Origin of the sequence: Streptomyces sp. CB02959 (assembly GCF_002803155.1) — a bacterium.
GTDB lineage: Bacteria > Actinomycetota > Actinomycetes > Streptomycetales > Streptomycetaceae > Streptomyces.
This window is the reverse complement of the sequence record NZ_NNBP01000003.1, coordinates 243193-261445: the sequence shown is the minus strand read 5'-3', so window position 1 is coordinate 261445 and position 18253 is coordinate 243193. Positions and strand designations below refer to the sequence as shown.

Sequence of the window (18253 nt, the reverse complement as noted above, 5' to 3'; positions counted from 1 at the left end):
TTCTGCCAGGGGCACCACCGTTCTACACCTGTCGTACGAGAGAATGGCGGCATGGATATGCCGATGAACGAACGGTCGCAGGAGAACCAGCACGTCCTGGTCGTCGGCCCGGACGGCATGGCGCTCGGCAGCGCCGGCTCCGGTGGCGGGGGCGAGGGCGAGGAGCCCCGTGAGATTCCGGTGACGGACATGGTCGAGCAGCCTGCGAAGGTCATGCGCATCGGCAGCATGATCAAGCAGCTGCTGGAAGAGGTGAAGGCCGCTCCTCTCGACGAAGCGAGCCGGGTGCGCCTCAAGGAGATCCACGCCAGCTCGGTCAAGGAGCTGGAGGACGGGCTGGCGCCCGAGCTGGTCGAGGAGCTGGAGCGGCTGTCGCTGCCCTTCACCGAGGATTCGGTGCCGACCGAGGCGGAGCTGCGGATCGCCCAGGCCCAGCTGGTCGGCTGGCTGGAGGGCCTCTTCCACGGTATTCAGACCGCGCTCTTCGCCCAGCAGATGGCCGCCCGCGCCCAGCTGGAGCAGATGCGCCGTGCACTGCCGCCCGGTATCGCGGCGGAAGGCCACCAGGAGCAGCCCGGTCACGACGGCGCCCGCTCGGGCCCGTACCTCTGATCTCCGCACTCGGGGTCCACAACGGTCGGAGGGGCCGGCACGCGGTTCGCGTGCCGGCCCCTCCGTTGTCAGGGTGCCGCTGCCGTCAGCTGCTGCGGCCCGTCGAGACGGTCAGCTCGATGGTGTCGCCGCTGCGGGGGTCCCAGTAGCTGATGCCCGCCGGGCTCTGGTCCGTGACGGTGTTCTTGCCCCAGAGCCCGTCGTTCTCTTCCTTGACCACCTTGTACTTCCAGCCGGCGGCGTTGATGCACGCCTCGACCGACTCCAGGTTCTTGTACTTGAACGAGGGGAAGAGGATCTTGCCCTTCTGGGCGTAGCTCGGCGTCGGGTTCGTGCACTCGGTGCTCTGGACCGTCGCGGTCTTGTCCTCGGGACGGACGCTGCCGGTGGGCGACGGGGTGTAGGAGTACGAGTACGCGGACGTCGGGCCGTCACTGCCGCCGCTGCTGCCACTGGAACCGGCGCTCAGGCCGATGCCGACCGCTATCGCGGTGACCACGACCACGCCCACCACCGCCGAAACGATGATCACCCCGCTGTTGTTCTTCCGGGGGCGCGCAGGCGGCATCGAGCCCGTCACCGGCGCGGGCGGGCCGGGGAACGGCGGCGGCGCGGCCTGGAAGCCGCCGGCGGCGAACGGCGCGGGCGTCGGGGCCGGTCCGGGTACGGGCGTCGGGTAGGCGTTGTTCACCGGCGGCGGCGTCGAGGGGCCGTAGGCGGCCTGCGTCGGCTGGTACGGCTGCTGGACGCTCGGCGGCACCGGCGTGTGCGGGTTGCCGGAGGCGGTGGGGAACACCGCGGAGGACACCGAGGAGCCGCTGGTGCGGGCCCGCGGTCCTTCGCTGATGATCAGCGGCGTCGCCCCGGACTGCCCGGAGCCGGCGATCCGCAGGCACTCGTCCCGCATCGCCTCGGCGGTGGGGAACCGTTCGTTGGGGTTCTTCTTCAGTGCCCGGGCCACCAGCGCGTCCACCGCCGGCGGCAGCGAGCGGTTGATGCTCGACGGGACCGGCGGCTCTTCCTGGACGTGCGCGTAGGCGATGGCCAGCGGCGAGTCCGCGTCGAACGGCAGCTGACCGGTCAGCAGCTCGAAGAGCATGATGCCGACCGAGTACAGGTCGGAGCGGGCGTCCACGCCGCGGCCCAGTGCCTGCTCGGGCGAGAGGTACTGCGGGGTGCCGACGACCATGCCGGTCTGCGTCATCGAGGTCACGCCGGACTGCATGGCGCGGGCGATACCAAAGTCCATGACCTTGACGACGTTGCGCTTGGTCATCATGACGTTGCCCGGCTTGATGTCCCGGTGGACCAGGCCCATCTCGTGGCTCGCCTCCAGCGCGGCGAGCACGTCGGCGGTGATTTTCAGCGCCTTTTCCGTCGGCATCGCGCCGTGCTGGGTGATGTCGCCGTCCAGCACGGAACGGAGCGGCTGCCCGGAGACGTACTCCATGATGATGTACGGCACCATGCCGCCGTCGAGCTCGTCCTCGCCGGAGTCGAAGACCGAGACGATGTTGGTGTGCGTGAGCTTCGCCACTGACTGCGCCTCGCGCCGGAAGCGCTCGCGGAACGCCTGCTCGCGGCCGAGCTCGGTGTGCAGCGTCTTGATCGCGACCTCGCGGTCCAGCACGCTGTCGTAGGCGAGGTGGACGGAGGCCATGCCGCCGGCGCCGAGAAGATCACGAAGCTGGTAACGTCCACCGCCGACCGAACGGCCCCCGAATTGGCCTTGAGCGCCGTCCTGGCTCATCGTCCCGCTTCCCCCTAGGCGCACTGCCCGTATGTCTAGCGATCAAAATCTAGATTTCCGCAGCCAAGTCTGCCCCAGGCCACGGACACGTCAAGCTGTGTGCCCGTTCCGTGACCAGATGTGCAAGATCCGGTCACGGTCATGAGGGGTTCCAGGTTTCCGGTCACCCCTGGTGAACTTGCCACACTTGGGATGTGGAGGGTTTGATGGCCGGTCCACGACGGACCGGTGGGTGCCGCGGAACCTGTAGCGTGCTCTAGCGAAGACCGAGACCTTACCGCTGTAACGCGGATCGATTCGACGGCGAGGACCGATGGCACCGACGCAGCGCCCCCAAGGGCCGTCCGATCCTGACGCCACCGGCTCCAACGTCTCGGACACACCGGAGCTGTGGGGCAACGGCGGGCTGGTGGGCGACGGCCGCTACCGGCTGACGCACCGGCTGGGCCGCGGCGGCATGGCCGAGGTGTTCGCGGCCGAGGACGTACGCCTGGGCCGTACCGTCGCCGTGAAGCTGCTGCGCGCCGACCTCGCCGAGGACCCGGTGTCCAAGGCCCGGTTCACGCGTGAGGCACAGTCCGTGGCCGGACTGAACCACCACGCCGTCGTCGCCGTGTACGACTCCGGCGAGGACTTCGTCGGTGGTAGCACCGTGCCGTACATCGTGATGGAGCTGGTCGAGGGCCACACCATCCGCGACCTGCTGCTCAACGCCGAGGCGCCGCCGCCGGACCAGGCGCTGATCATCGTCTCCGGCGTGCTGGAGGCGCTGGCCTACAGCCACCAGCACGGCATCGTGCACCGCGACATCAAGCCCGCGAACGTGATCATCACCAACAGCGGCGCCGTGAAGGTGATGGACTTCGGCATCGCCCGGGCGCTGCACGGGGCGCAGTCGACCATGACCCAGACCGGCATGGTCATGGGCACCCCGCAGTACCTCTCCCCGGAGCAGGCGCTCGGCAAGACCGTCGACACCCGCTCCGACCTCTACGCCACCGGCTGCCTGCTGTACGAACTCCTCGCGCAGCGGCCGCCGTTCACCGGTGAGACCCCGCTCTCGGTCGTCTACCAGCACGTCCAGGACATGCCGGTGGCGCCCTCCCAGGTCGCCGACGCGGTGCCGCCGGAGCTGGACGGCCTGGTCATGCGGTCGCTGGCCAAGGACCCCGACGACCGTTTCCAGAGCGCCGAGGAGATGCGCGGCCTGGTCCAGTACTCGCTGCAGATGCTGCACGAGCAGGGCGGCCACACCGGCACCTGGAACACCGGACCGGTCGCGCTGCCCGACGGCGGTCACACCATGGCCCTCCGCGGCGGGGCCGCCGAGACCACCGCGCTGTCCCACGCCGATGCCGGCAAGACCACGGCGCAGCCGATCCTGTCGCCCGGGATGCGGGACGACGACGGCGGTTTCGAGGGCGGGTACCGCCAGGCCAAGGGCGGCCGCGGCAAGATCTGGCTGATCGCCGCGCTCGCGCTGATCGCCATCGCGGTGGGCGTGGCCTTCGCGGTGCAGAACACCAACGGGGCCGGGAACAAGCCCAAGACGCCGGTCACCCAGTCCCCGCAGCCGTCGCAGTCCGACGAGACCACCGAGCCGCCGACGGACGAGCAGACCACTCCGGAGACCTACCCGGGCGGCACCAGCGGCGGCGGGAACACCTACACCCACCGGCCGAGCCACCAGCCCACCACCCCGCCGCCGTCCGCGCCGCCCAGCTCGGAGCCGCCGAGCTCGGAGCCGCCGACCAGCACCACCGGCGGGACGACGGACGGCGGCACCACCGACGGCGGCACCACCACCGGCGGGACGACGGACGGTGGCACCACCAACGGCGGCACCAACAACGGTGGCACCACGGACGGTGGCACCACCAACGGCGGCACCAACAACGGTGGTACGAACACCGGCGGTACCCCCGGCACCACTACCGGTCAGCCCCTGGGCGGAGCGACCGGCGGCTGACGGACGGGCTGACGGGCCGGCGCCATGCAGGCGTCAGCCCGTGAACGCCCTCCGCACGGCCGGGAATTCGCGGGTCCACCACACCGCCAGCGCGGCCGCCGCCGGGAACTGCGGATCGGTGCGCCGGTCCCCGAGCCGGTAGCGCCAGGTGAGCATCCAAAAGTCGTTCAACCGCTCCCACCAGACCCGGTGCACGGCCGCGGCCAGCTCGTCGGCACCGGCCCCGCACACGCTGCGGTAGGCGCCGGCGTACGCGGCGACCTTTGCCAGGTCCAGCGTGCCGCAGGGGCGGACGAAGAAGATCGCGGCGGCGCGTACCGCCTCCTCGGCGCGGGGTTGGACGCCCAGCCGGTCCCAGTCGACGATCGCGGCCGGTTCGGTGCCGCGGTAGAGCACGTTCAGCGGGTGGAAGTCGCCGTGCACCCAGCCCGCCGCGGGCTCCGCACCGGGAGCCGGGCGGCGGTGTGTCTGCCGCTCCAGCAGGGCCCGGCGCTCCAGGAGGCGGTGCTCGGCGAGCTCGTCGAAGCTGGTGCGGGGCCGGGCGCCGCGGGCCAGTGCCAGCAGCTCGTCGATCGTCTCGAAGGTCCGCTCGGGGTCGGCGGCGGCGTCCGTGCCGGGCGGCCGCGGCGGCGCCGGCTGGTCGGCCATGACCTGCTCCAGCGTGGTGTGGACCAGCCCCAGCAGGGCGCCGAGCCGGCGCGACTGACCGACGGTCAGCACCGTGCCGCCCAGGTGCCGGCCCTCCTTCCAGGGGTGCAGGGCGTAGTAGCGGCCGTCCAGGACGGTGAAGGTCCGCCCGTCCGTGCCCGTCACGGGCGGGACGACGGGCAGCCCGAGTCCGGCCAGCCGGCGGGTGGCCCGGTGCTGGCGGGTGAGGGCGGCCCGGTCGCCGTCGAGGTGGTGTTTGAGGAAGTAGCGGCCGCGGGTGGTGGCGAGGAAGTAGCCGTGGTTGAGCAGGCCCTCGGCGACGGGCTCGCAGGACAGCGGCGCCCCGGCACCGTCGTAGTGGCGCAGCAGGGATCCGAGGGTGTCACGGGCGGGCGCCGCCGCCGACCGGACTACAGATGAGCGCAGCACGCGCCAGATGTTAGATCAACATCGCCCAGTGGAGTGGGTGTCCCGGAAAGCCTTACAGAGGGTGTGCGTATCCGTAGACCGGGACGTCGGTGAGGTGATGCAGCGTCACGAATTCCGGTTCGATGCGCAGGAAGACCGCGTCGTACGGGATCCCGTCGGCCAACCGCGGGGTGCGGCCGAACAGTTCCCGCTCGGCCGGGGTGGGCTCGACGACCCGGGCGGTGCCGGTGAACTGCACGGACCAGGTGTCGCGCGCACCGCTGTTGACGTTGTCGGCCTCGTACGCGACGACGCTGCCGTCCAGCGCCCGGTGGTACTCGTAGCCGCGGTGCAGCCGCAGGAGCAGGCGGCTGTCGACGACGATGTGCCGGGTGACGGTGGTGAAGGGGAGCGCCCGCCGGCTGGCCGACACCCGGCCGTAGGGGGTGCCGCTCAGCAGCTCGATGGCGCGGAAGACGTCGGTGGGCATGGTTTCACCCTGCCGGTGCGGCGCGGTGGCGGGTAGGGGCGGCAGCCCCCGGTCGGTGGGACGTTGGTCCCTTTCTCCGGCCGCGGAATCACCGCTTCCGTGGTCATGGCCGGAGTTCTTCGCCTGGTCAGCGCCGTTCGGCCTGCATGCGTGCGACATAGGCGGCGGCCTGGGAGCGGCGTTCCATGCCGAGCTTGGAAAGCAGGCTGGAAACGTAATTCTTGATCGTTTTCTCGGCGAGGTGGAGTCGTTCGCCGATTACGCGATTGGTCAGTCCCTCGCCGATCAGATCGAGGATCTTGCGCTCCTGCTCGGTGAGGCTCGCCAGCCGGTCGTCACCCTTCGCGGCGCTGCCGTCGCGGAGCCGTTCCAGGACGCGGGCGGTGGCCACCGGGTCGAGCAGCGACTTTCCGGCTGCCACGTCGCGGACCGCGGAGAGGAGTTCACTGCCGCGGATGGCCTTGAGGACATAACCGGACGCACCGGCCATAATCGCATCGAAGAGGGCCTCGTCATCGGCGAACGAGGTGAGCATCAGGCAGTTGATGTCCTCGTTCTGGGAGCGAATCTCGCGGCAGACCTCGACGCCGCTGCCGTCCGGGAGCCGGACGTCGAGCACGGCCACGTCCGGACGTGTCGCAGGGATCCTGACCAGGGCATCAGCCGCGGTGCCGGCCTCGCCGACCACCTCGATGTCTTCCTCGACCGACAGCATTTCGTGGACGCCCCGCCGGACCACTTCGTGGTCATCGAGCAGGAAAACCGTGATTTTTCCGTCTACACGCACATCCCTAGTCTCACACATCAACCCTTCCCGTGCTCCAGGTCACCGATATAACGTGCCGTTGTCCCGGTGGCCTGCAACGCTGTGACCAGGAGTTGTTACCAGCCTTCACGATTTACTTGGAAATCCAAGCAAAATCGCAGGTCAGCGCCATTTCCACTTCGGCTTTGACAATGGGTAACGTGCAATGAGCAGGCCACTCCGGGGCGCTTTGTTCCACCCGGATCCGGCCGCGTTCGCACACACCCCGTGCGCCGTATCGGATACCGGGTGAGCCGCAAACGGCCACCGGCGGACCCCGGGGGCCGGACAGACGGAGGAGCAGCACGTGACCGTGGAAGGCACTGCCGAGCGGAAAACCGCCCGCGGCGGCAGCAAGCGCACCACCGCCAAAAAGGCGACGCCGGTGAAAAAGGCGGCGCAGTCCAGGGCCGGGAACAGCGCCGGGCCGGACCAGGCGGAGCAGGACCAGCTCGTACAACTGCTGACCCCGGAAGGGAAGCGGGTCGAGCACCCGGATTACTCGATCGACCTCTCTGCCGAGGAACTGCGCGGTCTCTACCGCGACATGGTGCTCACCCGGCGGTTCGACGCCGAGGCGACCACCCTCCAGCGGCAGGGAGAGCTGGGCCTGTGGGCCTCGCTGCTGGGCCAGGAAGCCGCCCAGATCGGCTCGGGCCGCGCGCTGCGTGACGACGACTACGTCTTCCCCACCTACCGGGAGCACGGGGTGGCCTGGTGCCGCGGCGTCGACCCGACGAACCTGCTGGGGATGTTCCGTGGCGTCAACCACGGCGGTTGGGACCCCAACAGCAACAACTTCCACCTTTACACCATCGTCATCGGTTCGCAGACGCTGCACGCGACCGGCTATGCGATGGGCGTGCAGAAGGACGGCGCGGATTCCGCGGTCATCGCGTATTTCGGTGACGGCGCCTCCAGCCAGGGCGATGTCGCCGAGTCCTTCACCTTCTCCGCGGTCTACAACGCACCGGTCGTCTTCTTCTGCCAGAACAACCAGTGGGCGATTTCCGAGCGCACCGAGAAGCAGACCCGCGTCCCCCTCTACCAGCGCGCCCAGGGCTTCGGCTTCCCCGGCGTCCGGGTCGACGGCAACGACGTGCTGGCCTGCCTGGCGGTGACCAAGGCGGCGCTGGACCGGGCCCGCACCGGCCAAGGCCCCATGCTCATCGAGGCGTTCACCTACCGGATGGGTGCCCACACCACCTCCGACGACCCGACGCGGTACCGCGCCGACGAGGAGACGCTGGCCTGGGAGGCCAAGGACCCGATCCTGCGGCTGCGGAAGTACCTGGAGGCCGAGGGTCTCGTCGACGACGCCTACCTCGCGGCGATCGACGAGGAGAGCGAGACCCTGGGCAAGCGGGTCCGCGACGTCGTACGGGCCATGCCCGACCCGGACCACCTGGCGATCTTCGAGAACGTCTATGCCGACGGGCACGCGCTCGTCGATGAGGAGCGCGCGCAGTTCGCCGCCTACCAGGCGTCGTTCGCCGACGCCGATGCCGCCGCGGAGGGGAACTGACCATGGCCGTCTTCGAGAAGATCACCATCGCCAAGGCGATCAACGCGTCGCTGCGCGCCTCCATGGAGGCCGACCCTAAGGTCCTCATCATGGGCGAGGACGTCGGCAAGCTCGGCGGCGTCTTCCGCGTCACCGACGGACTCCAGAAGGACTTCGGAGAGGAGCGGGTGATCGACACCCCGCTCGCCGAGTCCGGCATCGTCGGCACCGCGATCGGCCTGGCCCTGCGCGGCTACCGCCCGGTCGTGGAGATCCAGTTCGACGGCTTCGTCTTCCCGGCCTACGACCAGATCGTCACCCAGCTCGCGAAGATGCACGCGCGGGCGCTGGGCAAGGTCAAGGTGCCGGTCGTCATCCGCATCCCGTACGCGGGCGGCATCGGCGCCGTCGAGCACCACTCCGAGTCCCCCGAGGCGCTCTTCGCGCACGTCGCGGGCCTCAAGATCGTCTCTCCCTCGAACTCCTCCGATGCCTACTGGATGCTCCAGCAGGCCATCGCCGGGGACGACCCGGTCATCTACTTCGAGCCCAAGCGCCGCTACCACGACAAGTCGCGCCTGGACACCGAGTCGATCCCGGACCCGCTGCACAAGGCCCGGGTCACCCGCGCCGGCTCCGACCTCACGCTGGTCGCCTACGGCCCGATGGTGAAGGTCTGCGAGGACGTCGCCAAGGTCGCGGCCGAGGAGGGCAAGTCGGTCGAGGTCGTCGACCTGCGCTCGCTCTCCCCGATCGACTTCGACACCGTGCAGTCCTCGGTGGAGAAGACCGGTCGGCTGGTCGTCGTCCACGAGGCACCGGTCTTCTTCGGCTCGGGCGCGGAGATCGCCGCCCGCATCACCGAGCGGTGCTTCTACCACCTGGAGGCACCGGTGCTGCGGGTCGGCGGATTCCACGCCCCCTACCCGCCGTCCAGGCTGGAGGACGAGTACCTTCCGGGACTGGACCGGGTGCTCGACGCCGTTGACCGTGCGTTGGCGTACTGAGGTTGAGGAGAGTCGTGACCATGACTGCAGGGACCGCCGGCGCCGCGAACGTGCAGCGCATCCGCGAGTTCAAGATGCCCGATGTGGGCGAGGGCCTGACCGAGGCCGAGATCCTCAAGTGGTACGTCAAGCCCGGTGACACCGTCACCGACGGCCAGGTCGTGTGCGAGGTCGAGACCGCCAAGGCCGCCGTGGAACTGCCCATCCCCTACGACGGGGTGGTGCACACGCTGAACTTCGACGAGGGCATCACCGTCGATGTCGGCACCGTGATCATCTCGGTCGACACCGACCCGGGTGCCGGGCCCGTCCAGGACGGCCCCGGCCAGGCCGCGGCACCCGTCGAGGCGGCCGAGGAGGATGCCGAGCCGCAGGGCCGGCAGGCGGTGCTGGTCGGCTACGGCGCCGCGCCGTCCTCGACCAAGCGCCGGGCACGCAAGTCGCAGCCAGGAGTGCCGGCCCAGTCGGAGCCGGTGTCCGCCGGCCTCCAGGCGGAGCTGAACGGGCGGGCCGCGCCGGCTCCGGCCGCCACCCCGGTGGCCGTGCCCGTGACGCCGTCGGTGCCCGCCGCCTCCGCTCCGGCCGCCGGGCGTCCGCTGGCCAAGCCCCCGGTCCGCAAGCTCGCCAAGGACCTGGGCATCGACCTCGCGACGGTCGTGCCGACTGGGCCGGGCGGCGTCATCACCCGTGACGACGTCTACGCGGCCGCCGCACCGGCCGAGGTGGCACCGGCCGTCGCGCCTGCCGCACCCGAGCCGGGCGTCCCGACCGTGGCGGCCCCCGTCGCCGCCTTCGACGCGGTCCGCGAGCGGCGGGTGCCGGTCAAGGGCGTGCGCAAGGCCACCGCCCAGGCGATGGTCGCCAGCGCCTTCACCGCGCCGCACGTCACGGAGTTCATCACCGTCGACGTGACCCGCACGATGAAGCTCGTCCAGGAGCTGAAGCAGGACCCTGACCTGGCCGGGCTGCGGGTCAATCCGCTGCTGCTGGTCGCCAAGGCGTTCCTGGTCGCCATCAAGCGGCACCCGGAGGTCAACGCGGCCTGGGACGAGGCGAACCAGGAGATCGTCTACAAGGACTACATCAACCTCGGGATCGCCGCGGCCACTCCGCGCGGTCTGATCGTCCCGAACATCAAGGACGCGGGTGCCAAGACGCTCCCCCAGCTCGCCACGGAGCTGGGCGAGCTGGTGGCCACCGCCCGCGAGGGCAAGACCTCTCCGGCGGCGATGTCCGGCGGCACGGTCACCATCACCAATGTCGGCGTCTTCGGGGTCGACACCGGTACGCCGATCCTCAACCCGGGGGAGTCGGCGATCCTCGCGGTCGGCGCGATCAAGCTCCAGCCGTGGGTCCACAAGGGCAAGGTCAAGCCGCGCCAGATCACCACGCTCGCGCTCTCCTTCGACCACCGGCTGATCGATGGCGAGCTGGGTTCCAAGCTGCTCGCGGACATCGCGGCGGTCCTGGAGCGGCCCAAGCGGCTGATCACCTGGGGCTGAGCCGGCGGGACTGACCGTGCGGGCGGAGCCCGGCACGGCAGCAGGGGCGGTGTTTCACGTGAAACAGTCGGTGTGTTTCACGTGAAACACCGCCCCTGGTCGTTGCTCAGCCGCGGATGAGATCTACCACGCGGCTGAAGTGCGCCACCGGGCCCGTCGGGGCGGACGGATCGACCTGGGCGGCGCCACGGGTCAGCGCGGCGCCCGCCCACACGGCGGCGACGATCAGGGCCAGCACGACGGCGTTGCGGGTGCGGCGGCCGGTGTGCGTCCTGGACTCCATGGTCAACTCCCCTTGTACGGTGGGCCGTATCGGTTCCGTGCTTCCATTCACCCATGGAATTCCGGCCCGATCCGTACGCGTCAGGTACGGACTCGCGTACACCTTCAGTCGGACCACGGGTCCTTCTGGGGTCCCCCTTCCGAGAGGGGGCGGGCGTCGTCCGGGAATGCGTTTGCCGCCGTCGGCCCGGCTGTTTACGGTCGGCGAAATGAGCAGTCACACGATCATCCGGCGCTATCGGGACGCAGATCAGGACGCGGTGTGCGACCTGTGGGCCATGGCGTCGCAGCAGGCACATCCGTTCATCGAGGGAGAAGGCGAAGGGGAACGGGCCCGGGTCCTGCGCGAGGTGTATCTCGTCCAGGCGGAGAACTGGGTCGCCGAACGCGAGGGTGCCGTCATCGGGCTGCTCGGTCTGCTGGGCGGTGACGACGACGGTGTCGAGATCGGCGGGCTGTTCGTGGCGCCGGAGGCGCAGGGCGGCGGCACCGGCGAAAAGCTGGTGGAGCACGCGGCCGCGAGGTACGGCGCGCTGACCCTTGAGGTCTTCGAGGAGAACGACCGGGCCCGGCGGTTCTACGCGCACCTGGGCTTCACGGAGCGCGGGCGGCGGATCGACGAGCAGACCGGCCACCCGCTGATCGCGGTGGAACGCGAGGCGCCGCTGCGGTCGGTGTCCTGGCTGCATGTGCGCGACGGGCGGCTGCTGAGCGTCCGGACGCGGGGGAACGACACCTTCTACCTTCCCGGCGGCAAGTACGAGCCGGGGGAGACCGCGCGTGAGGCGCTCTCCCGGGAGCTCTCCGAGGAACTCGGCCTGCGCATTTCTGCCGACGAGCTGTCGGAGGAGTGCGTCGTCCACGACGTTGCGCACGGCAAGAACGGTCGGCGGCTGCACATGACCTGTTTCACCGGCGGCCCGCAGGACATCGAGCCGGCTCCCGGCCGGGAGATCGCCGAATACGCGTGGTTCGACCGCCAGGAGTCCCGTGCGCGCTGTGCGCCCGCCCATCGCCAGGTGGTGGACCACCTGGTCGCGCAAGGGCTGATGTCGGCCTGAGCGGCGGTCGGCCGGCGCCCCGTCGGGGGCCCGGCCACCCCCTCATAACGCCTCTACCAGGACAAACGCCCCGCTGATCGTCCGTATCGCGGAATGGCGCACCGGTCGCATACCTGTTGTATCTATCCTGTGTGCATGCCATCAGCGCCCATGCCCACCGCCCCCACAAGGGAGACCGGTCCCGTTCCCGCCAAACATCCGCCCGCCGCCGAGCGGGTCTACACCCACATCAAAGACGCCGTCCTGGAGCGCCGCTACGAGGGCGGGATGCTGCTCACCGAAGGGGAGCTCGCCGACGCGGTGGGGGTCTCGCGCACCCCGGTGCGCGAGGCGCTGCTGCGGCTGGAGGTCGAAGGGCTGATCAGGCTCTACCCGAAGAAGGGCGCGCTGGTCCTGCCGGTCTCCGCACAGGAGATCGCCGACGTCGTCGAGACCCGGCTGCTGGTGGAGAAGCACGCGGCGGGCAAGGCCGTGCCCGCCGGTGAGGCGCTGATCAACGAGCTGAGCGAGCTGGTCGAGACCATGCGGGAGCAGGCCGCGGCGGGCGATCTGGCCGCCGTGTCGGTCACCGACCGCGCCTTCCACGCCGCCATCGTGCGCAGTGCCGGCAACCAGATCCTGGACCGGCTCTACGAGCAACTGCGGGACCGGCAGCTGCGGATGGGCGTCGCGGTGATGCACGCCCACCCCGACCGGATCGCCAAGAACATCGCCGAGCACACCGAGATCCTCGAGGCGCTGCGGGCCGGTGACGCCGAAGCCGCCACCGACGCCGTGCACCGGCACGTCAGCTGGGTCCGCAACCTCGCGCAGGGGGAAGAGCGATGAGCGGCCGTGCCGACGGTGCCGCCGGAAGCGGCAGCCCCGCCGGCGGCATAGGCGGGGGCGGCGCCCGGCTGCTGCCCTCGGACCCGCCCGGCGGCCGGAAGGCCGTAGCCGTATGGGGCATCGGTGTCGCGGTCTACTTCGTCGCGATCACCTACCGCACCAGCCTCGGTGTGGCCGGCCTGGACGCCGCACACCGCTTCCACATCAACGCCTCCGCGCTGTCCACCTTCTCGATCCTGCAACTGCTGGTCTACGCGGGCATGCAGATACCCGTCGGCCTGCTGGTCGACCGGCTCGGTGCGAAGAAGGTCCTGGCCCTCGGCGTGGTGCTCTACACCGCGGGCCAGTTCGGCTTCGCGTTCTCGGACTCGTACGGCATGGCGCTCGCCTCGCGGGCGCTGCTGGGCTGCGGTGACGCGATGACGTTCATCAGCGTGCTGCGGCTGGGCTCCCGGTGGTTCCCGGCCCGTCGCGGCCCGATGATCGCGCAGATCGCCGCCCTGGTCGGCATGGCGGGCAATCTGATCTCCACCCTCGTCCTGGCCCGGCTGCTGCACACCTTCGGCTGGACGACGACTTTCGCCGGCAGTGCCGTGGGCGGTATCGCCGTACTGATCCTGCTGCTGCTCTTCCTCAAGGACCACCCCGAGGGCTTCGCCCCGCCGCCCGCGCCCCGCGAGCACGGCGGTGCCGCGTTCGTCCGCGGGCAGATCGCGGCCGCCTGGCGCGAGCCCGGCACCCGGCTGGGCATGTGGGTGCACTTCACCACGCAGTTCCCGGCGATGGTGTTCCTGCTGCTGTGGGGGCTGCCCTTCCTCGTGGAGGCGCAGGGCCTCTCCCGCGGCACGGCCGGTGAACTGCTGACCCTCGTCGTGCTCTCCAACATGGCCGTGGGCCTGGTCTTCGGGCAGATCATCGCCCGCCACCACGCGGCCCGGACGCCACTGGCGCTGGGCACCGTCGCGGCCACCGCCCTGCTGTGGGCGCTCACCCTGTGCTGGCCCGCCGCACACGCGCCCATGGGGCTGCTGATCGCGCTCTGCGTGGTGCTGGGCGCCTGCGGACCCGCTTCGATGATCGGCTTCGACTTCGCCCGGCCGGCCAACCCGCCGGAGCGCCAGGGCACCGCGTCCGGCATCGTCAACATGGGCGGCTTCACCGCCTCGATGACCACTCTGCTCGCGGTCGGCGTGCTGCTCGACGCCACCGGTGACAACTACCGGATCGCCTTCGCCTCGGTCTTCGTGCTGGAGGCGCTCGGGGTCTCGCAGATCCTCCGGCTGCGTCGGCGGGCGGCACGACGCGAGCGGGAACGACTGGTCGTCAGCAGGGTCGAGGCTGTTCACGTCCCGGCCTGAGGGCCACCGCCGGTGTTCTCGCCGGACGCACCCTCGGGGGCGGCGCCGTCCGCCGCTCCGCACCGGCATCCCCGTCCACCGCCTCCTGGTGACGGGGATGCCGACGACGCCAGGTGTTCCTTCAGCCGACCGCCATCAGCACCGTCGCCCCGGCACGCCCCCGGTGAACACCCCTCGGGGGGCGTCTTCCCTGCACCCGGCGCGCCCAGGGTCACCATCTGCCAGATGTCCATCTCCCGGAATCCGGCGAGCAGTTGGTGGAGGGGACGGGAGAGGTGGTGGTTTCACGTGAAACCACCAGGGTGTTTCACGTGAAACGTCGAGAGGTGTTTCACGTGGAACCGCGGGTCTGGCCCTGGTAGACGCCGTGGGCCTGGATGTTCCGGGCGCCGTTCCGGACCCCGCCGGGCCCGCTGCCGTCTGTGTGGGCCCAGCGGGCCCTCAGCTCCTCGTGAGATGCCCCGTCAGGGCCGCCGGTTCCCCTCGGAATGCCGTTGCGGAGGGCGTTACGGCGTTACGGCGAAGTTGTCGAGGATGGCCTGGGCCAGCTCCTGGTCACCGTCGATCTTGATCTGCTCGGCGAGCGCCGCCGGTCGGACCCGGCCGCAGGCCAGCTGGTGGAAGGCGTCCCACTCCATTGCCAGCGTCACCGTCGGACCGAGCGAGACGCTGCCGTCGATGGTGGCCTTGCCCTCGTCGTCGACCCGGACGGTCCGCATGAACTCCACCGGGCCGCTGATGTCGAAGACCACCGCCGAACGAGCCGGTGCCTTGGCCCGGTTGGTGACGATGCCGGGCAGTACCCGCACCAGCAGATCCCGGGCCACCAGCGCACCGGGCGAGTCGAGGTTGCCGGGCTTGCCGAGCGTCCGGCGCAGGTCCTGCTCATGCGCCCAGACGTCGAACGCCCGCTGCTCCAGGACGAACTCCAGGGTGCGTTCCTCGCCGAGCGGGCTGCGTACCACGGCGTCCGGCTGGCGGGTCTCGTTCCGCAGCTGCCGGGAGCGCCGGATGATGGTGTATTCGAGCTCGCTGAGCATCTCCGGCGCGGTGTGGTGCCGGCGGACGTCCACCTGGACCTCCATCCGGCGGGCCGACTCGCTGCGCACGTGGTAGAGGTCGCGGGGCAGCGTGTGGATCGGCCGGGGGTCGCCCAACATCTCGCACTCCAGGCCGATGACGTGGGAGACGATGTCACGCACGGACCAACCTGGGAGGTCCGTCGCCCTGTTCCACTCGCCCTCGACGAGCGGCGTCACCAGCTCGGTTATCGCTTCTATGGAGTGCGTCCAGGCATCGATGGAGGACTGAAGGCTGGGATGGACGGTCACGGGACCCCTCGAACGGTTCGTACGCGGGCTGCTGTCTGGCAGTTAAGTTACGCTGCGCACGGGCACCCCGGCAGTGCTTTCGGGTGACCATCGTAGGCGGATGTTTGACGGCGGGGCCGTTCGAAAGCGTTGCCGGTGGTACTGTGCGCGATTCGCCGCTCCCGATTGGTGCGGAGTCGGCGAAACCGGCCAATTCCCGCCCACTGCGAGGGGTTTGGCCGGTACGTCCGGCGTTCCTCAGTCGTCCTCCCGCTCCCGCTCCGCCATCCGGATCACGGACACCGCGACGGCGATCAGCAGCGCCGGGTCCGCGTCCTCCCGTACGACGTTGACCGCGTAGGTGTCGCGGACGGTCAGCCACCGCCGTGAGATCTCGGCGAGCAGCTCACCGTCGTACTCGACCGCGAACTCCCGGTCGAAGATCTTGCCGCTGACGTCCAGCTCGGTGCCGTCGACCAGCTCGACGCGGTAGTGGTGGCGCAGCAGCGACAGCCGCTTGCGCTTGATCGTGGCCAGCGGTTGGTCGTCCCGCTCGATGGTCATCGCATCGCGCAGGCTGAACATCTTCTTGCGGATGGTGATCAGCACCCGCCGCTCGGTGTCCTTGAGCTCGAAGGTCTCCCGCAGACGCAGCGCCTTCCCGTCCACCAGAAAGGCGTGCCGTCCGTGATCGTCGTCGACCCAGTAGTCCTCGCCGATGCCGAAGATCCGGTCGTGCACGAAGTACTTGCGGGAGCGAGGGGGGTGTCCCTCATGGGATTGCAGCATGGGTGACGTGTTCCCCATGCCCCCTGCGGAATGCGTGCGCACCGGAGTGACGTTGAATGTCCACATGGCTTCACGTGCGCGCGTCCGGGCCCCCGAGCTGGTCGGCAAGGGCGGCTGGCTCAACACCGGCGGAAACGACCTCACCCTCTCCGACCTGCGAGGGCGCATTGTCATCCTCGACTTCTGGACGTTCTGCTGTGTGAACTGCCTGCACGTCCTGGACGAGCTGCGGGAGCTGGAGGAGCGCCACCGCGACTCGGTCGTGATCATCGGCGTGCACTCGCCGAAGTTCGTGCACGAGGCCGAGCACCAGGCCGTCGTCGACGCCGTCGAGCGGTACGGCGTCGAGCACCCCGTCCTCGACGACCCCGAGCTGGCGACCTGGAAGCAGTACGCGGTGCGGGCCTGGCCGACGCTGGTGGTGATCGACCCCGAGGGCTACGTCGTGGCCCAGCACGCGGGTGAGGGCCATGCGCACGCCATCGGGAAGCTCGTCGAGGAACTGATCGCCGAACACACCGCGAAGGGCACGCTGCGGCGCGGCGACGGCCCCTATGTTCCGCCGGAGCCGGTCGCCACCGACCTCCGCTTCCCCGGCAAGGCGGTGCGGCTGCCCGGCGACACCTTCCTCGTCTCCGACACCACCCGGCACCAGCTGGTCGAGCTGGCTGCCGACGGCGAGCAGGTGCTGCGCCGGATCGGGACCGGCGAGCGCGGGCTGGGCCCGGACACCTTCAACGAGCCGCAGGGCCTGGCGCTGCTGCCCGACGGCACGGTCGCCGTCGCGGACACCGTCAACCACGCCATCCGGCTCTTCGACCCCGCGACCGGCGCCCTGGAGACCGTGGCCGGCACCGGCAAGCAGTGGTGGCAGGGCTCGCCGACCGCGGGTCCGGCGCGCGAGGTGGACCTCTCCTCGCCGTGGGATCTCGCCTGGTGGCAGGACCGGCTGTGGATCGCGATGGCCGGGGTCCACCAGATCTGGACCTATGACCCGGCCGACGGCACGGTGGCGGTGGCGGCCGGCACCACCAACGAGGGCCTGGTGGACGGGCCCGCGGCGGAGGCGTGGTTCGCCCAGCCCTCCGGGCTCGCGGCGGCCGGCGACCGGCTGTGGATCGCCGACTCCGAGACCAGTGCGGTGCGCTGGATCGAGCGGGAGGCCGATGGCGACGCGGACGCCCCGGGGGACGGCTACGTGGTCCGCACGGCCGTCGGCACCGGGCTCTTCGACTTCGGGCACCGCGACGGCGCCGCCGAGCAGGCCCTGCTCCAGCACCCGCTGGGCGTGACCGCGCTCCCCGACGGCTCGGTCGCCGTCGCGGACACCTACAACCACGCACTGCGCCGCTACGACCCGGCCAGCGGTGAGGTGACCACGCTCGCGACCGATCTGCGGGAACCCTCCGCGGCGGTCCTCGCCGACGACGACATCGTGGTGGTGGAGTCCGCGCGGCACCGGCTGACCCGGCTCCGGCTCCCCGAGGAGGCGGTGCGCGTCGAGTCGGTGGCCCACCGCACCCAGCGGGCCGCGACCGACATCGCCGGCGGCACACTCCGGCTGGACGTGGTCTTCCAGGCCCCGGCCGGGCAGAAACTCGACACCCGCTACGGCCCCTCGACGCGGCTGCTGGTCAGTGCCACGCCGCCGGAGCTGCTCGCCGACGGGGCGGGCGCGGGCACCGACCTGGCGCGGGACCTGCTCCTCGCGGACGGGGTGGCCGAGGGCGTGCTGCATGTCTCGGCGATGGCCGCGTCCTGCGACGACGACCCGGACATCGAGTACCCGGCCTGCCATGTGCACCAGCAGGACTGGGGCGTTCCGGTCCGGGTCACCGAGGGCGGTGCGGCCCGGCTGGGGCTGGTGCTGGCGGGGCTCGACGCGGAGTAGCCCCGGCCGGGGCCGCGTGCGGGCTGTGGGAGGCCGGCG

At 70.5% G+C, this 18253-nt stretch carries 16 protein-coding genes; 9 read left to right on the top strand and 7 right to left on the bottom strand.

Annotation, left to right across the window (positions count from 1 at the left end; all coding sequences use genetic code 11):
- Positions 1-51: 51 nt before the first annotated feature.
- Complete coding sequence (locus CG747_RS06890) at positions 52-612, top strand: bacterial proteasome activator family protein (protein ID WP_180985423.1); 561 nt, start codon at positions 52-54, stop codon at positions 610-612.
- A gap of 85 nt (positions 613-697) precedes the next feature.
- Here the strand turns inward: CG747_RS06890 and CG747_RS06885 are convergent, their stop codons facing one another.
- Positions 698-2362 (bottom strand): protein kinase, encoded by a 1665-nt coding sequence (locus CG747_RS06885; protein WP_100600723.1) that lies wholly within the window; start codon positions 2360-2362, stop codon positions 698-700.
- 313 nt (positions 2363-2675) lie between these two features.
- Here CG747_RS06885 and CG747_RS06880 point away from each other — a divergent pair, with 313 nt between their 5' ends.
- Positions 2676-4331 (top strand): protein kinase, encoded by a 1656-nt coding sequence (locus CG747_RS06880; RefSeq protein ID WP_100600722.1) that lies wholly within the window; start codon positions 2676-2678, stop codon positions 4329-4331.
- A gap of 33 nt (positions 4332-4364) precedes the next feature.
- Here CG747_RS06880 and CG747_RS06875 read toward each other — a convergent pair whose 3' ends face one another.
- The 3 genes from CG747_RS06875 to CG747_RS06865 form a co-directional block, all read right to left on the bottom strand.
- Entirely contained in the window at positions 4365-5408 is a 1044-nt protein-coding gene (locus tag CG747_RS06875; RefSeq protein WP_100600721.1) for a phosphotransferase, read from the bottom strand.
- 52 nt (positions 5409-5460) lie between these two features.
- Entirely contained in the window at positions 5461-5877 is a 417-nt protein-coding gene (locus tag CG747_RS06870; RefSeq protein ID WP_100600720.1) for a pyridoxamine 5'-phosphate oxidase family protein, read from the bottom strand.
- 127 nt (positions 5878-6004) lie between these two features.
- Positions 6005-6664, bottom strand: coding sequence for a response regulator transcription factor (locus CG747_RS06865; RefSeq protein WP_100600719.1), 660 nt, complete (start codon positions 6662-6664; stop codon positions 6005-6007).
- Positions 6665-6989: 325 nt separating this feature from the next.
- Here CG747_RS06865 and pdhA point away from each other — a divergent pair, with 325 nt between their 5' ends.
- Genes pdhA through CG747_RS06850 form a run of 3 tightly spaced genes read left to right on the top strand, consistent with a single transcriptional unit; the run spans position 6990 to position 10695 of the window.
- Positions 6990-8207: a pyruvate dehydrogenase (acetyl-transferring) E1 component subunit alpha gene (gene pdhA / locus CG747_RS06860; protein WP_100600718.1), complete on the top strand. Its 1218-nt coding sequence runs from the start codon at positions 6990-6992 to the stop codon at positions 8205-8207.
- Between the two features lie 2 nt (positions 8208-8209).
- A complete protein-coding gene (locus CG747_RS06855; protein WP_100600717.1) occupies positions 8210-9193 on the top strand; it encodes an alpha-ketoacid dehydrogenase subunit beta in 984 nt (327 codons plus the stop codon).
- A gap of 20 nt (positions 9194-9213) precedes the next feature.
- Complete coding sequence (locus CG747_RS06850; protein WP_100600716.1) at positions 9214-10695, top strand: dihydrolipoamide acetyltransferase family protein; 1482 nt, start codon at positions 9214-9216, stop codon at positions 10693-10695.
- Between the two features lie 106 nt (positions 10696-10801).
- Here CG747_RS06850 and CG747_RS47810 read toward each other — a convergent pair whose 3' ends face one another.
- Positions 10802-10978, bottom strand: coding sequence for a hypothetical protein (locus CG747_RS47810; protein ID WP_180985421.1), 177 nt, complete (start codon positions 10976-10978; stop codon positions 10802-10804).
- Positions 10979-11186: 208 nt separating this feature from the next.
- Between CG747_RS47810 and CG747_RS06845 the strand changes: the two genes are divergently transcribed.
- The 3 genes from CG747_RS06845 (at position 11187) to CG747_RS06835 (ending at position 14224) form a co-directional block, all read left to right on the top strand.
- Complete coding sequence (locus CG747_RS06845) at positions 11187-12038, top strand: GNAT family N-acetyltransferase (protein ID WP_100600715.1); 852 nt, start codon at positions 11187-11189, stop codon at positions 12036-12038.
- A gap of 135 nt (positions 12039-12173) precedes the next feature.
- Positions 12174-12866, top strand: a complete 693-nt coding sequence (locus CG747_RS06840; RefSeq protein ID WP_180985420.1) for a GntR family transcriptional regulator — start codon at positions 12174-12176, stop codon at positions 12864-12866.
- A complete protein-coding gene (locus tag CG747_RS06835; protein ID WP_257980261.1) occupies positions 12863-14224 on the top strand; it encodes a nitrate/nitrite transporter in 1362 nt (453 codons plus the stop codon). Before CG747_RS06840 ends, CG747_RS06835 begins: the two co-directional genes overlap by 4 nt.
- 506 nt (positions 14225-14730) lie before the next feature.
- Here CG747_RS06835 and CG747_RS06830 read toward each other — a convergent pair.
- Together CG747_RS06830 and CG747_RS06825 are read right to left on the bottom strand one after the other, a co-directional pair.
- Entirely contained in the window at positions 14731-15555 is an 825-nt protein-coding gene (locus CG747_RS06830) for a maleylpyruvate isomerase family mycothiol-dependent enzyme (RefSeq protein WP_100600713.1), read from the bottom strand.
- Positions 15556-15792: 237 nt separating this feature from the next.
- Positions 15793-16323 carry an LURP-one-related/scramblase family protein gene (locus CG747_RS06825; RefSeq protein ID WP_100600712.1) on the bottom strand — a complete coding sequence of 177 codons (531 nt, stop codon included), beginning with the start codon at positions 16321-16323 and terminating at the stop codon, positions 15793-15795.
- A 64-nt stretch (positions 16324-16387) separates the two neighbouring features.
- On the opposite strand from CG747_RS06825, the gene CG747_RS06820 reads away from it, so the two are divergent.
- Entirely contained in the window at positions 16388-18214 is a 1827-nt protein-coding gene (locus CG747_RS06820; protein WP_100600711.1) for an NHL domain-containing thioredoxin family protein, read from the top strand.
- The last annotated feature ends 39 nt before the right edge of the window (positions 18215-18253 follow it).